This is a genomic window from Pseudomonas frederiksbergensis (assembly GCF_001874645.1).
Lineage (GTDB): Bacteria > Pseudomonadota > Gammaproteobacteria > Pseudomonadales > Pseudomonadaceae > Aquipseudomonas > Aquipseudomonas frederiksbergensis_B.
The window spans coordinates 4,986,639-5,002,143 of the sequence record NZ_CP017886.1 but is presented as its reverse complement, the minus strand read 5'-3'; the positions used below and the strand labels follow the sequence as shown (position 1 = coordinate 5,002,143).

The following is a 15,505-nucleotide window of genomic DNA, read 5'->3' as shown; positions in this document are numbered from 1 at the left end:
GCATGACAACGCCCACTCCCTACACCCGCATCACCGCTGCTCACTGGCAGCCCGCCCTCGGCACCTCGGGTGAGGTGGTCGAAGGCCTGCGCGATATTGACCAGTCTATTCGCATCATCATGACCACGCCCAAGGGCAGTGATCCTCATCGGCCAGAGTTTGGCAGCGATCTTCACCTCTACCTCGACTGGCCTACCAACCGTGTGACTCCGCACCTGGTGCGCGAAACGGTCGATGCCATTCGTATTTGGGAAACCCGCGTCACGGTGGTCCAGGTGCAAGTCCTTATAGATGAAGTGCAGATCACCGTGAGAGTGCTCTGGCGTGTCGCTAATGGGATCACCCAAGTGACCGAGGTGCCTTATGCGCGAGCTGCCTAAACCCGAGTTCATCAAGATTGATCCTGCTGCGCTTGAAGCCGAACTGATTGCCCGCTATGAGAAAAAGTCCGGCAAAACCTTGTACCCGGCCCAGATCGAACGCCTGTACATCGACCAGATTGCCTATGCCGCCACTCGGTTGCAGATGGGTATTCAGAACGCAGGCGAGCAGCTCCTGGTGCGTTTCGCACGCGGACCGATCCTCGACTACCTCGGTGAATTGGTGGCTACACCCAGGCTCTTGGCACAACCCGCTCGATGCCCTTTGCGTTTCCGCATGCCCGCCGCTGTTACAGAACCGTTGTTGATTGCGGTTGGTACTCAGGTCAGTACCCAGGATGCGAAGCTGACGTTCGTGACGGATCGGGATGTTGTTATTGCCGTGGGGCAGACCCAGGTGACTGTCACTGCGACATGCCTGAGTGCTGGTGAGTTGGGTAATGGTTGGACTATCGGGCAGATCAGCAGCATCGGTACCTCGCCAGCAGCGGGTCTGGTCGCCAGTAACACCAGCGTCACGACTGACGGTGTCGAGGACGAAGAGGATGACCGTTACCGTGAGCGGATCATCCTGGCGCCTGAGGCGTTCAGCAATGCCGGTAGTCGCGGCGCCTATCGCTACCACGCGTTGGCCGTGCATCAGTCGATTATTGATGTCGCCGTGCATGGGCCGGACGAAGGGCAACCCGATGGTCATGTCGCGCTGTACCCGTTGACCACCAACGGATTGCCCTCGGACGACCTGCTGCAAAGGGTCAAGAATCAGGTCAGTGGCGAAAAGGTTCGTCCCTTATGCGACACGGTTCACTCATTATCACCGACCGAGGTGGACTATCAGATCAAGGCGCAGATCACTTTCTACGCCAACGCGGATCGCGTAGCAGCCATGGCTGCCGCGCAAGCAGCCGCTGACGCGTATGCCATCGAGCGTCGGGCCGGACTCGGGCGGGATATTGTCCAGGAGCAATTGACTGCACTGCTCCAAGTGACTGGTGTCTACCGCGCCGATTTGGAATTGCCTGCGGCTCTACGCGAACTGCAGGGCAACGAGTGGGCGAACTGCACCTCGATCCATCTGATCGATGCCGGGGTGGCTTATGGCTGATCAGCAACTGCCGCCCGCGTTGGCCGGTGATGAACGTTTTGCGCTGCTCTGTGAGCTGCTTGACGAGACGTTGGCCGAACTCGATCTCAACGTGATGTTGGTCTACCTGATCGACCTGGTGAAAACGTCACTGCTGCCAACCTTGGCCGATCAGTTCTCGCTCCTCGATGAGGCCGCCTGGATGTTGGCCGAGTCTGAGGAGGTCAAGCGCAACCTGATCAAGAGCGCCGCCGAGCTGCATCGCTTCAAAGGCACGCCCTGGGCGATGCGCGAGGTTATTCGGCTGCTGGGTTTCGGCGAGGTGGTCCTGCTGGAAGGCTTGAACAACCAGGTGCACAACGGCTCCATCACCAGGGATGGGAGTCACGTCCATGGTGCCCCTTCAGCGTGGGCGCTTTACCGAGTGTATCTCCAGCGCGTCATTACCAACGATCAGGCGGCGCTCTTGCGTCGCCTTCTACTTTCCGTCGCACCGACTCGTTGCCGTCTGGTGTCGCTCGACTATCAGTCAGTAGCCATCCGGCACAACGGAATTGCCCGCCGCGACGGCCAATACAATCATGGGAGCAGCTAATGGCCGATCTACCCGAATCAAATGAATGGGCACTCGGTGTCTATCAGCTCGAAACTTCAGATCCTGTGTTGGGCGGGCCGGAAGGTATCGATAACCTCCAGGCAAAACAGCTTGCGAGTCGCACCAAGTGGCTCAGGGATCAGATTCAGAAAATCATCAATGATGCAGCACCGTTGGCGAGCCCGACGTTCACGGGTGACCCAAAGGCGCCAACCCCGCTAGCCGGGGACAATGATTTGTCCGTGTCGAACACTGAATTCGTGCGTACGGTAGTGCACGGAAATACGTTCATTGATGTCTCGGGCTCTGGCGTTCTAACGCTGTCGGCGGCTCAGGCCGGGACCGGAACGCTGAGTCTGTACGGGACTCTCACCGGTAGCCGGACGATCATCGTGCCGACATTGCCCGCGCGTTATCAGGTGGTCAATGGCACCGATGGCGCCTTTTCCTTGATTGTGAAAACGGCGGGCGGTTCGGGGGTTGCAGTAACGCAGGGCACTTCAACTCTGTTGTTTGTGACGGGTGCAAACACCATTGCTCAGCAGCAGAGCGACTTTGACAGTATCAACCTGACCGGCAACCCGATAACCCCCACGCCGCCCCCTGGGGACAACGATAAGTCGGTAGCGAACACCGAATTTGTCCAGGCTGCTATCAATGGCGCGGGTTCAGTGAACATCGCGGGGGCCGGCAGCATTGCGCTGACAGCGACTCAACTGGGTACAGGCATTGTGTACCTATCAGGTGTGTTGACTGGCAACAAAACGGTAATCGTACCCAGCGCGGCCGCCCGGTTCCAAATGCAAAACATCACGACAGGCGCCTTTACGGTGACGGTGAGGACGGCGATGGGCGCCGGGATCGTTATCACGCCAAACACATCCTCTTTGCTGTTCTGTGATGGCACCAACGTGCAGTTGCAGCAATCGGACTTTATCAGTCCGGTATTGCGCGGAATTCCGAAAACTTCACAGCCGCCCCGCTTTGATGTCAGCGACCAGGTTATGAGCACGGCGGCGGCACAAGCCAGGGGGCATCAGTTGTCAGGCTTTTGGTCTTTCGCCGGCCCAACGGTCGGGATCGTCGCGCACGTTGGCGGGGTGGTTCATTGCTCCGGTTCGGGGACCAACGCCTATAGCCTGCCTGACGCCACCGCGAACAGCATCCCGGTCGGTGCGGTGATTCGGGTGCAGAATTGGGGGATCACCACCCTGTATCTGAACGTGCAAGGCGCGGACAAGATGCAGGAAAACATTGATAGTTCATGGACCGCCGCAACGCGGTCGATTCCGCCAGATTCCCACGTTGATTGCATGTACATCGGCACCAACTATTGGCTGCTGACCGGCACGGGTGTCGTCGGCAAAACACGGCCGTGGGGCTGTCTGTTGGGTACGTCGGGCTATCAGAAGCTGCCGTCAGGTTTGATCATGCAATGGTTTACCGCGAGCTTTCTTTCAGCCTTTAAGGCCGCTGCCTTCAACCTGCCAATCGCCTTTCCCGGCATGCATTTTGGCTGCCACGTCAGCCTGACGGATAGCGCCATTTACGACAGTGCCGGGACGCCCTTCGTAGCAGGCATGCCAAATGGTCTTGGGCAGGTACTTTTGCAATCCAACTACACCGCCAGTCAATCGGCGGTGCGTGTGTTGGCCTTCGGGATTTAAGGGGGTACGAACATGATTTTTTCCAGCAAGACAACTGGGCTGTTTCATGACGCCGATTTAGGCGGCGAGCTGCCAGCGGACGCTTTCGAAATATCCCCCGAGCTGCATGCTAAGCTTTTGAGCGGTCAGTCAGAGCTGATCATGATCAACTTTGATACCGAGCCACCCTCTCTGATTGCGCGCCCGCCAATGAGTGCTGAGCATTTGGCCGACATCGAGCGCGCCTGGCGTGACGGGCAGTTGGCGACAACCGACAGCGTCGTCGCGCGCCACCGTGACGAGCTAGAGAGTGGCCCGACAACCACGCTCACAGCCGAGCAATACGCGGCGCTACAAGTCTACCGGCGTGAGTTGCGTGACTGGCCACAATCGCCTGACTTCCCCTCTCAGGAACTTCGCCCCGCTCAACCCACCTGGCTCATTGAGCAGGAACGGTAAACCATCCTCGGGGCGCCACTACCTTTTTGTGTCCTGTACGCTCTGCTCACGAACGAGCGTCTGGGAAGGGAGCGAAGCAAAGGAGGAGCTAAACTTCAGTTGGAGCGTTCAGGCCGACCTGTTTTGATATTCTGTTGCAACAGGTGCAAAAGAATCTGAAGCTATTTATCTCACGTTAGGGCGCGGATTTTTCGCGCTCGGCGTCACTAATCTGCCCATCCACGGTCGACTCAACCGTCCCCCGCATCACCAGCCCACACACCTCCCCTTCCGAATGTACAATCGGCTCTTCCCCCGAACTGGCACCAAGCGCGTATTGCTCGCGCAACAGCCGCATCTGCCGACTCGACACCGAAGCGGCAATCAGCAACAACCACACCCCATGTCGGCCAAGATCCGGCTGTTCATTGCCACGAAACACGTACCAATGTCCCCGAGGCGGCTGATCAAAGGCAAAAAAATCCGCCAAAGACATAGGAATGCCTTCAAGCAGTTTCTTGAGGGAACTGACGGAGAAACTCACGCGATCCATGCGCTGGCCCGAGCTGCGCTCGAGGTCTCATCGCGGACTATTCTTGATCTGGGTAATCGACCGGTCGCACCGAAGGAGGTCACTCGTTTATGCACTGTGTCCTTTTCGAAATCCGCCGCGGTTCGATCTGATGCATGAAGGTAAATCGATCCGCGCCGTCATCGAGTTCCGATGAACTACCGGTCTGGGGCACGGCCCCAGGCACTTTTGTCTGACACCCTGAAACGGAGACGCCAGCATGAACACCTTGCAACTTCACCCTGCACTGGACAATGGTATCCAACCCGCCGCCGCGAACTTCGCAGGTGGCACCCTGCAATGCCTGTGTGCGACCGACAAGGTCGAGGTCAAGATCGACGCACAAACGCTGCATAACCACGCGTGTGGCTGCAGCAAATGCTGGAAACCACAAAACGCGATATTTGCCGTCATCGCCGTGGTGCCTCGAGATAAGGTCAGCGTCATTGCCCATGGCGAAAAACTGGCGATTGTCGACGAAACCGCCACCATCCAGCGCCACGCCTGCAAGCAGTGTCACGCCCATCTCTTTGGGCGCATCGAGAACAAGGAGCATGCGTTTTATGGCCTGGACTTCGTCCACACCGAGCTTTCGCCACAGAGCGGATGGGCTGCGCCGGGATTCGCAGCGTTCGTGTCCTCCATCATCGAAACCGGCACACCGCCAGCGCAAATGAAGGCTATCCGCGAGCGCCTGCGCTCGATCGGCCTCGAACCCTATGACTGCCTGTCCCCGGACTTGATGGACGCACTGGCGACTCATGTCGCCAAACAGAAAGGCCTGCTCCCCGCCGCCTGATTGATCGGTCGCCGCGGTTTTTTTCCGGACCGCGGCTCCGATTCACCTTTGATGGTGTGCGCCCCACATAATTAACCGGGGGGCTGTGGGTATTGAGACAACGGGTTACGCCAGCTTTCAATTCCGCTCATACCAATTCGGCCAGAAGTGGGCGTTTCGCCCTGGCGCCAGAGCGCCTCTCACCGAACGGTTGAGCTAACGATGAAAATCATGCGCGTCGGCGCGAATGTGGGCTTTAATGTCCGTGCAACTCACCTGGACCCAACATTGGGTTTCGACCGCATACGAGATGGGCCCAACAGCCTGCTTCAGATGGCTATGCGCTTGTCTGATCAAGGAAGATAACGACATTGAAAACAGCTTTCGGCGCCCTGTTTCTGATCTGCCTGACTGCCAGCGCACTCGCTGACGATAACCCTGTCGGCTTCCAGTCCTCCACACTGGCGGACTCGCACAATGACCGCGCACTGGAGATGGTCGTCTGGTACCCCAGTGCAACGACCGCCACCACGCAATTGATCGCCGATGATGCGGTGTTCGTCGGGGCTTCTGCCGTTCGTGACGCGCCGCCCGCTGCTGGCAAGCATCCATTGGTGGTGCTCTCCCACGGGTACAGAGGTAACTGGAGCAACCAGATCTGGCTTGCCAGTGCTCTAGCTCATAAGGGTTACATCGTCGCCGCAATCAATCACCCTGGCAGCACCACTCATGACCGTAGCCCTCAAGCAGCGGCGCAGTTATGGCAGCGGCCCGTTGATCTAAGCCGAGCCATTGAAGCGGTCACAACTCAACCTGAAAAATTCGGCTTGGTCGCCAATGACCGAATTGCAGTGGTGGGCCATTCGCTCGGCGGCTGGACCGCCTTGGAGATCGCCGGTGCTCGTTTCGATCCAGACCGCTTCGCCCGTGACTGCAAAGCCCATCCGCAGTTGTCCAGTTGCACCGTTTATCAACGGATGAACCCCGCAAGCACCTCAGCATTGAAGGCCGGTTTGGCCGCCGATTTGCGCGATAAACGCGTCACCGCGGTGGTTACACTGGACCTGGGCCTTTCACGCGGGCTGACCGATGAAAGCCTTGCGGCGCTGCCGGTACCCGCGCTAGTGATCGCTGCCGGCGTACCGTCGCAAGACCTTCCCGCTCAGTTGGAGTCCGCCAACTTGGCCAAACGCCTGCCCCAAGCGTCAAGCCGTTACGTCGAAATCAGCGACGCAAGCCACTTCAGCTTCTTGTCGCTGTGCAAACCTGGCGCGGTGGCATTGCTCGAAGAAGCAGAACCAGGCGATGGCATCATTTGCCGGGATGGCGACAGCGCTCGCCCGCGTGAGGTGATTCAACAGCAGATTACATCGCTGATCACCAAGTTTCTGGCGCAGTCATCTGGCAACAGAGAGGACATTTAGTAAACCATCAGTATTAGGGTTGCCGGTGCTCGGCAAGAACACCGCGGGAGCCGTTTCCGCGCCCGCGTAATCTGTCATGTCGGCTGGCTAGGAATGACCGCTTTCGGCTGAGCGGTCACTGGGACAAAGCTGAAACAACCAAAATCTACTTCCCTTAAAGCTTTCGTTTCAGTCGCCTGAGATCACTATTAACGATCAGTTTATGGGCCAGACCTACCGGCAACATGTAGATGCGCCCAAAGACGTTATGCGTTACGACAGATGATGTGATCGTGAACACACGATCTGTTATCGAAAGGCAAATCATGACATCCAGGTGCCGGTCACGTTCGGTCAGAACCAGCATGTCGGGGGCACTATGCTCCACCAGAAAGAAATCCAGCTGTTCGCCAGCGCGTACTGTCTCTCGCCTGGCGCCGGAGAACCCGCCGATCCGCTTCACGCCGAATAACGAGGAAATCGCGTCCCTCGTTCGGAAAGCTAGCCGCATGAGCAGTCCCGGTTCGGCCGTCATGATGTTCCAAGCGTCAAGAACGGTGATTTCAACAGGAAGCGGAACCGACCTGCGGTCATAGTAATCAAGTTCGGACAGGGTACGCAAAGTGTGAACAGGTGATGTGGTAGCCAAAAAATTATCCCTTTCAGTGGCCCGGCTGCCATTCCCGATAAAATCGGAAGCAGATCATCATGCAGCCATGCTACGTCATAATTACCGACAAATATCCCTTAACTGTTCACTGGGTGAATACTTGCCGGCTACAACCGGCCGGTATGGGTTGAAACAGGCCCTTCACCATAGGAACACAAGCCAACTGAAGCCCGGAAGGTGAATGGTAAATAGCAGGTTCGTCACCCACGTAACCGCATCGCCGGTAAAAGTCAGCCGCGTTCAACGTAGCGTCCAGATTGACTTCTTTCAGACCCAGATCCCGTGCCAGGCATTCCAGGTGGTTCAGTATTCTCATGCCGATGCCTTGTTGCATGAAACCTGGAAGCACGAAGATCGCGCCGATTTCGCTCGTCTCAAGATCAAGCATTCCCGTCGCCACCGGTTCACCTTGAATACAGCCCAGATAAAAGTGTTTTTCCATCAGGTCGCTGTACCCGTCCTTGGCTGATCCTGCCGTCCAGGCCAGCATTTGCTCCGTGGTATAGGCGCCGATGCATTGATGCCGTATCGCTTGAAGGCGAATGTCGAAGGCTGATTGGGCATCGCTTTGTTTGGCGCGTCTAATCTGGAACATTTCTTTCTCCGTTAGCCATCGGTGGACGGAGAACTAAAAAGCCCCGTCCATTTCTGGCGGGGCCTTGGGTAATTACGTCAAATCCTACAAACGCATGACCTCATGGCCCGCCAGAGGCGGTCATGGAGGAGCTCATCATGTTCATACGGCGTGTGTAGGTCATGAGCGGATAGTGTTTTGGATGATCCAGGTTGTCAATCTCGGAGCGGAGTTACGGAACATCCGCGTTCGACTCAGGTTGTTAAAAACAATGGGGATTTATTTTTTGATTCCAGACGTCAGTCCAGCAATGAAACTTTCTTCAGCAGTTCGTAAAGTCCATCAGGCACCAACGGCGATTCGTTAGTGAAGCTTGCGCAAGAATGCCACTTCGCTATGAAGGCAGCGCCATTGCTCTCTTGAGCGTTCAAATGCGGCAATTCGTAGACACTCGCCTCCACAAACGTCGCATCGTACACCTGCACGATTTCGTGCCCCGGAGTACCGGCGTACGTGAAGAGGCTTTCAAGCGTGCCGAGCAAGCGAACATCAGTGATGGGTAGACCGAGTTCTTCCTGTACTTCTCGCGCAACGGCTTGGGCGCTGGTTTCGCCGAACTCGATGCCGCCGCCGATCGGGCGGAAGAAGGTCTGTTGTTTGACGGGGTCGTAGGCCTCGTTGACCAGAATCTTTCCATCGTGATGAAAGACGCAGAGTGCGAGGGCGCGGATGCGTTGCGTGGTCATGAAGTGAAGTCCATTTACTTTGAAGAATGCCTGTAGCAACGGCCGAAGGCTGCTACAGGTCAGCGTCCATTTTAGAGATCAGAAGTTTGCTGGGGTGTTGGCACTGATAATTTCAGCCTCATCCGCCCCAATATTCCGAAACCGGTGCGGCAGCGTCGTCGGAAAGTAGTACCCATCCCCGGCATTCAGCACACTGATCTGCCCATCCACGGTCAACTCAACCGTGCCCCGCGTCACCAGCCCACACTCCTCCCCTTCCGAGTGCACAATCGGCTCTTCGCCAGAGCTGGCCCCCGGCGCGTATTGCTCGCGCAACAGCCGCATTTGCCGACTCGGCACCGAAGCGCCAATCAGCAACAACCGCAGGCCATCACGGCCCAGGTCGGGCTGCTCGTTGGCGCGGAAGACGTATTTGTGCTCTTGGGGCGGTTGATCAAAGGTGAAGAAGTCCGCCAAAGACATGGGAATGCTTTCGAGCAGTTTTTTCAGGGAACTGACGGAGGGACTGACTCGATTTTGTTCGATCAGGGAGATGGTGGCATTGGTGACGCCGCTACGCCGGGCCAGCTCACGCTGGGACAGTTTGTAGCTTTCGCGTACTAATTTGAGTCGAGAACCCGTATCCATGACAGCCTTATGTGAGAGCAACTTAAGGGTAATGGGGGCGGATGGCGGGTGGGCGCGGAGGCCGCGAATCACGCCGTTCCCCTGTCCCGGAACCGTGAAAGGCGGCTATTAAATCACGTTTGTTGGTGTTGCTCAGCAGCTTCGATAAATGGTGGACTTTTAAGGTTGGTGAATAGCCCTGTAGGAGCTGCCGAAGGCTGCGATCTTTTGACCTTTAGGCCGGCTCAAACAGCACGGCGGCCATGGGGAAGATCAAAAGATCGCAGCCTTCAGCAGCTCCTACGGGTTATCAGCGGTCATCAAAGATGTATAGATACCTGTCGGCTACATCGTTTAGATACCGAAACGGTCACGCAGCGCGTAATACGCGGCGCCCATGGCGGTGAGCGGGGCCTGGAAGGTGCGGCCGCCGAACATCGGCATGTGCGGCAAGGAGGCGAACGCGTCGAAGCGTTCGGCGTCGCCGCGGATCATTTCCGAGATCAGTTTGCCGGCCAGGTGCGAACAAGTGACGCCGTGGCCGCTGTAGCCCTGCATGTAGTAGGCGTTTTTCTCGATGCGGCCGAATTGCGGCATGCGTGACATGGTCAGCAGGAAGTTGCCGGTCCAGCGGTAGTCGATCTTCACGTCCTTCAATTGCGGGAAGGTCTTGAGGATTTTCGGGCGGATCAGTTGCTCGATGTCGTCCGGTTCACGAGCACCGTAGACCACGCCGCCGCCGTACAGCAGACGGTTGTCGGCGGTCAGGCGGTAGTAATCGAGCAGGTAGTTGCAGTCTTCGACGCAGTAGTTGTTGCTGATCAGGCTCTTGGCGACCTTGGCCGACAAGGGCTCGGTGACGACGATTTGTGAACCGCACGGCATGCTTTTGCGGGTGACGCGGTTGTCGAGGTCCTGAGGCAAATAGGCGTTACCGGCGATCAGCAGGTACTTGGCCCGCACCAAGCCTTTGGCGGTGCGCACGGTGATCGGCTCGCCGTAGGTGATTTCCACCGCCGCCGATTGCTCGTAGATCTTGCCGCCCAGGCCGATGATGGCCGTGGCTTCACCCAGCGCCAGGTTCAGCGGGTGGATGTGGCCGCCCTGCATGTCCAGCAGGCCGCCGACGTAGTTGTCGCAACCCACTTCGCGCTTGATGTCCGCCGCGTCGAGCATTTTCAGGTGCTTGTTGCCGTAACGCTCCCAGCTGCTTTTCTGCTCGGCCAGGCCTTTGAGCTGCTTCTTGTTCAGCGCCGCGAAAATACCACCGGGCTTGTAGTCGCACTTGATGTCGTACTGCTGGATGCGCGAACGGATGATGTCCGCGCCTTCAAAGATCATGCTGCCCAGTACTTCGGCAGTCTTGTCGCCATAACGCTCTTCGATGACATCAACGTCGCGGCTGTAGGAGTTGACCAGTTGACCACCGTTGCGACCGCTGGCGCCGTAACCGACCTTGGCGGCTTCCAGCACAGTGACGCTGTAACCCGCCTCACTGAGGAACAGGGCCGACGACAAACCGGTGTAGCCCGCGCCGATGACGCAGACATCGCACTCGACCAATCCTTCGAGCACCGGAAAATCGATGGTCTCGTTGCGGGTCGCGGCGTAGTAGCTGTTTACATGATTTTGTTTAACAGAGTTTTGCTTCATAAATGTCTCCGATGGCCGCAGGCACACGCCTGCGACCGCCGTTGTAAAAGTGTTAGAGCTTGATCCAGGTCGCTTTGAGTTCGGTGTATTTATCGAACGCATGCAGCGACTTGTCCCGACCGTTACCCGACTGCTTGAACCCGCCGAACGGCGCAGTCATGTCGCCGCCGTCGTATTGGTTGACCCAGACGCTGCCGGCGCGCAAGCCGCGAGCAAAGGTGTGGGCCTTGCTCAGGTTGCTGGTCCAGACCCCGGCCGCCAGACCGAAGATGCTGTCGTTGGCAATTGCCAGCGCTTCTTCAGCCGTGTCGAAGGTGATCAGCGACAGCACCGGGCCAAAGATTTCTTCCCGGGCGATGGTCATGGCGTTGGTCACGCCGTCGAAAATCGCCGGCTCCACGTACAGGCCACCGGTGTCTTCGAGGGTGCGAATGCCGCCCGCAATCAGTTCGGCGCCCTGCTCTTTGCCGATGCTGATGTAGCGCAGCACCGACTCCAGTTGACGCTGATCGACGACTGCACCGACGGTGGTCGTCGGGTCCAGGGCATGCCCCGGTTTCCAGGCTTGCAGCGCTTCCACCAACAGCGGAATGAACTGCTCGCGAATCGAACGCTCTACCAGCAAACGCGAACCGGCAGTGCAGACTTCGCCCTGGTTGAAGGCAATCGCACTGGCCGCAGCTTGAGCTGCCGCGCGCAAATCCGGCGCGTCGGCAAACACCACGTTCGGGCTTTTGCCACCGGCTTCCAGCCAGACGCGTTTCATGTTGCTTTGCCCGGCGTAGATCAACAGTTGCTTGGCAATCGCGGTCGAGCCGGTGAAGGCCAGCACGTCGACGTCCATGTGCAGCGCCAGCGCCTTGCCGACGGTGTGACCGAAGCCCGGCAGCACGTTGAACACGCCTTTCGGGATACCGGCGTCGAGCGCCAGTTGAGCGATGCGAATCGCCGTCAGCGGTGACTTTTCCGAAGGCTTGAGGATGAACGAGTTACCCGCTGCCAGGGCCGGTGCGAATTTCCAGCTGGCCATGATCAACGGGAAGTTCCACGGCACGATGGCCGCGACCACGCCCGACGGTTCACGCGTGACCAAGCCCAACTGATCGTGCGGCGTCGCCGCGACTTCGTCGTAGATTTTGTCGATGGCCTCGGCGCTCCAGCGGATCGCGTTGGCGGTCGCTGGAATGTCGATGCTCATGGAGTCGCTGATCGGCTTGCCCATGTCGAGGGTTTCCAGCAGCGCCAGTTCTTCCTGGTTCGCCAGAATCAGGTCGGCGAAACGAATCAGGATGCGCTTGCGCTCCGCCGGGGCCAGTTTGGCCCAGACGCCGGATTCGAACGCCCGGCGCGCAACCACTACCGCCGCATTCGCGTCGGCTTCGTCGGTGCTGGCGATGTTCGCCAAAAAACGACCGTCCACCGGACTCATGCATTCAAAGGTGTCACGGCTGAGTGCCGAGCAGTATTGGCCGTCAATGAATGCCCGACCTTCAAGTGTTAAGGACTGAAAGCGTTGCTCCCAGTCGCTGCGAGTGTTTGTCATGGTTGTGACTCAACGCAGAGGAGTAAGTAGTCGTCGGACTAAGGCCCGTAGGAGCTGCCGAAGGCTGCGATCTTTTAAGATCAAGATCAAAAGATCGCAGCCTTCGGCAGCTCCTACAGGGTTATTCACCCGTCATCAAAGATGTGTCGATACCCACACAGGTTCCGCATCCCCAATTGACGGGTTTTAGGCCATCAGACCGTGTGCAAGTACCAGTTGTACTCAAGGTCAGAGATGGAGTTCTCGAACTCGGCCAGCTCGCTTTCCTTGCACGCCACGAACACGTCGATGTACAGCGGGTCGATGTACCGGGCCATGACTTCGCTGTCGTCCAGCTCACGCAGTGCATCACGCAGGTTGTTCGGCAGGCTCTGCTCGTTCTGCTCGTAGCTGTTGCCTTCGACCGGTGGACCTGGCTCGATCTCGTTGGTCAGGCCGTGGTGAATGCCGGCCAGAACCGACGCCATCAGCAAGTACGGGTTGGCGTCAGCGCCAGCCACCCGGTGCTCGATCCGCACCGCGTCTGCAGAACCGGTCGGCACGCGGACCGCAACAGTGCGGTTGTCGATGCCCCAGCTCGGCGAATTCGGCACGTAGAACTGTGCGCCGAAACGGCGGTAGGAGTTGACGTTCGGGCAGAGGAACGCCATCTGCGCCGGCAGGGTCTCGAGCACACCGCCGATCGCGTGGCGCAGTGCGGCGTTCTGCTCGGGATCCTCGCTGGCAAAGATGTTGTTGCCTTCTTTATCAAGGATCGAAATGTGTACGTGCAGACCGTTGCCCGCCTGGCCCGGATACGGCTTGGCCATAAACGTGGTGTCCATCTCGTGGTCGTAGGCGATGTTTTTCACCAGACGCTTGAGCAGTACCGCGTAGTCGCAGGCCTTGATCGGGTCGGAGACGTGGTGCAGGTTCACTTCGAACTGCGCCGGGGCGCTTTCCTTGACGATCGCGTCGGCAGGAATGCCCTGTTCTTTCGCGCCTTCGAGGATGTCTTGCAGGCAGTCGACGTATTCGTCGAGGTCGTCGATCAGGTACACCTGAGTCGACATCGGGCGCTTGCCGGACACCGGCGAGCGTGGCGACTGCGGACGACCGTTCACGTTGTCCTGGTCGATCAGGTAGAACTCCAGTTCGAACGCGGCGCAGATGGTCAGGCCCATTGCATCAAACTTGCTCACGACTTGACGCAGCACTTCGCGTGGGTCGGCGAAGAAAGGTTCACCTTCGAGTTCGTGCATGGTCATTAACAGTTGCGCGGTCGGGCGCTTCTGCCAGGGCTCGATGCAGAGGGTATCGGGGATTGGGTAGCAGATTCGGTCAGAGTCGCCGATGTCCAGACCCAGGCCGGTGCTTTCCACCGTGGAACCGTTGATGTCCAGAGCGAACAGTGACGCCGGCAGGTTAATGCCTTTTTCGTAAACCTTATGAAGACTGGTGCGCTCGATGCGCTTGCCGCGCACCACACCGTTCATATCCGCAATCAGAAGGTCGACGTACAAAACCTCAGGATATTTCTTAAGGAATGCGTTTGCTTCGTTGAGTTGAACGGCACGCAGAGGGACCGACATGATGCACCTATTAGCTGTTAATTATTATGTTCACCGCACTTTCACGAGCCCAGTCAATCCGAAAGGCAAAGTGAAGTCAATAGCGAACACTCGACCTTTCAGCGTTATTTTTCTGGCCTTTTTAGGGCACATGAGTGCCAGAACAGTCTTTGAGCGAGCAAAAATCCTGAACATCGGACGTACGGCGTTTAGAATTTTTTACATTGGAGTTGTTAATTAAAATCAACGAGGCTAAGCTCTGGAAAAGCTCGTTCAAGTGTGAAACTTCGAGGTGATAAAAATGGCACTCAAGCCATTGATCGGCGTTACTGCGTGCGTCAAACAGATTGGCCTGCACCCCTACCACGTCAGCGGCGACAAGTACTTGCGTGCTGTCAGCGTCGCGGCGCTGGGGCTGCCAGTGGTCATTCCTTCTTTAGGCGATCTGACCGAGATTGATGAGGTGCTCGCGCATCTCGACGGTTTGCTGCTGACCGGCTCGCCTTCGAATGTGGAACCCTTCCACTATCAAGGCCCCGCCAGCGCACCCGGCACGGATCACGATCCTGCCAGGGACAGCACCACCCTTCCCTTATTGCGTGCAGCGATTGCCGCCGGCGTTCCGGTACTCGGTATCTGTCGCGGCTTTCAGGAAATGAACGTGGCGCTCGGTGGCAGCCTTCATCAGAAGGTCCACGAACTGCCCGGCATGCTTGATCACCGGGAAGCGGATCATCCGGATTTGGCAGTGCAGTACGCACCGGCTCATGCGGTCAACGTGCAGCCGGGCGGTGTGTTCGAAGCGCTGGAGTTGCCGCAGGTGTTCCAGGTCAATTCGATTCACAGTCAAGGCATCGACCGACTTGCCCCCGGCCTGCGCGCCGAAGCCATCGCTCCCGATGGCCTGATCGAGGCCTTCTCTGTTGATAGAGAGACGGTCGAGCACAGCAAGGCCTTCGCCGTCGGCGTGCAATGGCACCCGGAATGGCAGGTCCTGGCCAACCCTCCCTATTTGAGTATTTTCCAGGCGTTTGGCGACGCGTGCCGGCAACGAGCGGCGCTGCGTAATACACGCTGACTGACGACCTCAAACAGCACTCAACGATTTAACTGCCCCCGTGAGCCCGGCGGGTGCGCCCTTGCGCGCCAGCCATTCACGAATACAGCAAAACGCTAGAACAAAAAGCACCACCCGGCAGCCAGGACGGCGGCGCCGAATCGGCCTGCTCAGTGCGGGTTCGCAATCAACTATTAAGTCAGGCCGCATT

Annotated in this window: 15 protein-coding genes and 1 pseudogene; 8 read left to right on the top strand and 8 right to left on the bottom strand. The window is 57.9% G+C overall.

Features of this window, described 5'->3' with window-relative positions:
- The first annotated feature begins 2 nt into the window (after positions 1-2).
- From BLL42_RS23995 to BLL42_RS23975, 5 genes are read left to right on the top strand one after another with little or no spacing between them, the layout of a single operon-like run.
- Positions 3-380 carry a GPW/gp25 family protein gene (locus tag BLL42_RS23995; protein ID WP_071554798.1) on the top strand — a complete coding sequence of 126 codons (378 nt, stop codon included), beginning with the start codon at positions 3-5 and terminating at the stop codon, positions 378-380.
- Positions 364-1,485: a baseplate assembly protein gene (locus BLL42_RS23990; RefSeq protein WP_071554796.1), complete on the top strand. Its 1,122-nt coding sequence runs from the start codon at positions 364-366 to the stop codon at positions 1,483-1,485. Before BLL42_RS23995 ends, BLL42_RS23990 begins: the two co-directional genes overlap by 17 nt.
- The gene (locus tag BLL42_RS23985; protein WP_071554794.1) at positions 1,478-2,059 is read left to right on the top strand and encodes a phage tail protein I; all 582 of its coding nucleotides are present in this window, start codon (positions 1,478-1,480) and stop codon (positions 2,057-2,059) included. Before BLL42_RS23990 ends, BLL42_RS23985 begins: the two co-directional genes overlap by 8 nt.
- Complete coding sequence (locus BLL42_RS23980; RefSeq protein ID WP_071554792.1) at positions 2,059-3,726, top strand: gp53-like domain-containing protein; 1,668 nt, start codon at positions 2,059-2,061, stop codon at positions 3,724-3,726. The genes BLL42_RS23985 and BLL42_RS23980 overlap by 1 nt, the downstream gene beginning before the upstream one ends.
- 12 nt (positions 3,727-3,738) lie before the next feature.
- The gene (locus BLL42_RS23975) at positions 3,739-4,164 is read left to right on the top strand and encodes a phage tail assembly chaperone (protein WP_071554790.1); all 426 of its coding nucleotides are present in this window, start codon (positions 3,739-3,741) and stop codon (positions 4,162-4,164) included.
- Between the two features lie 205 nt (positions 4,165-4,369).
- Here BLL42_RS23975 and BLL42_RS23970 read toward each other — a convergent pair.
- Positions 4,370-4,693, bottom strand: a pseudogene (locus tag BLL42_RS23970) (XRE family transcriptional regulator); the annotation flags it as partial.
- 241 nt (positions 4,694-4,934) lie between these two features.
- On the opposite strand from BLL42_RS23970, the gene gfa reads away from it, so the two are divergent.
- Together gfa and BLL42_RS23960 are read left to right on the top strand one after the other, a co-directional pair.
- The gene (gene gfa / locus BLL42_RS23965; RefSeq protein WP_071554788.1) at positions 4,935-5,513 is read left to right on the top strand and encodes an S-(hydroxymethyl)glutathione synthase; all 579 of its coding nucleotides are present in this window, start codon (positions 4,935-4,937) and stop codon (positions 5,511-5,513) included.
- A gap of 350 nt (positions 5,514-5,863) precedes the next feature.
- Positions 5,864-6,916, top strand: a complete 1,053-nt coding sequence (locus BLL42_RS23960; protein WP_071554786.1) for an alpha/beta hydrolase family protein — start codon at positions 5,864-5,866, stop codon at positions 6,914-6,916.
- Positions 6,917-7,070: 154 nt separating this feature from the next.
- On the opposite strand, the gene BLL42_RS23955 is transcribed toward BLL42_RS23960, so the two are convergent.
- The 7 genes from BLL42_RS23955 to BLL42_RS23925 all read right to left on the bottom strand — a co-directional run bounded on the left by BLL42_RS23955 (position 7,071) and on the right by BLL42_RS23925 (position 14,258).
- Entirely contained in the window at positions 7,071-7,544 is a 474-nt protein-coding gene (locus tag BLL42_RS23955; protein ID WP_071554784.1) for a DUF2867 domain-containing protein, read from the bottom strand.
- Between the two features lie 106 nt (positions 7,545-7,650).
- On the bottom strand, positions 7,651-8,160 hold the full coding sequence (locus BLL42_RS23950; protein WP_071554782.1) for a GNAT family N-acetyltransferase: 510 nt from the start codon (positions 8,158-8,160) through the stop codon (positions 7,651-7,653).
- Positions 8,161-8,438: 278 nt separating this feature from the next.
- Entirely contained in the window at positions 8,439-8,885 is a 447-nt protein-coding gene (locus tag BLL42_RS23945) for an NUDIX hydrolase (RefSeq protein WP_071554780.1), read from the bottom strand.
- Between the two features lie 78 nt (positions 8,886-8,963).
- The gene (locus BLL42_RS23940) at positions 8,964-9,512 is read right to left on the bottom strand and encodes a cupin domain-containing protein (protein WP_071554778.1); all 549 of its coding nucleotides are present in this window, start codon (positions 9,510-9,512) and stop codon (positions 8,964-8,966) included.
- 333 nt (positions 9,513-9,845) lie between these two features.
- Entirely contained in the window at positions 9,846-11,144 is a 1,299-nt protein-coding gene (locus tag BLL42_RS23935) for an NAD(P)/FAD-dependent oxidoreductase (RefSeq protein ID WP_071554776.1), read from the bottom strand.
- A gap of 52 nt (positions 11,145-11,196) precedes the next feature.
- Positions 11,197-12,687, bottom strand: a complete 1,491-nt coding sequence (locus BLL42_RS23930; protein WP_071554774.1) for an aldehyde dehydrogenase — start codon at positions 12,685-12,687, stop codon at positions 11,197-11,199.
- 194 nt (positions 12,688-12,881) lie between these two features.
- On the bottom strand, positions 12,882-14,258 hold the full coding sequence (locus tag BLL42_RS23925) for a glutamine synthetase family protein (RefSeq protein ID WP_071554772.1): 1,377 nt from the start codon (positions 14,256-14,258) through the stop codon (positions 12,882-12,884).
- Between the two features lie 280 nt (positions 14,259-14,538).
- On the opposite strand from BLL42_RS23925, the gene BLL42_RS23915 reads away from it, so the two are divergent.
- Positions 14,539-15,315, top strand: coding sequence for a gamma-glutamyl-gamma-aminobutyrate hydrolase family protein (locus tag BLL42_RS23915; RefSeq protein ID WP_071554768.1), 777 nt, complete (start codon positions 14,539-14,541; stop codon positions 15,313-15,315).
- The last annotated feature ends 190 nt before the right edge of the window (positions 15,316-15,505 follow it).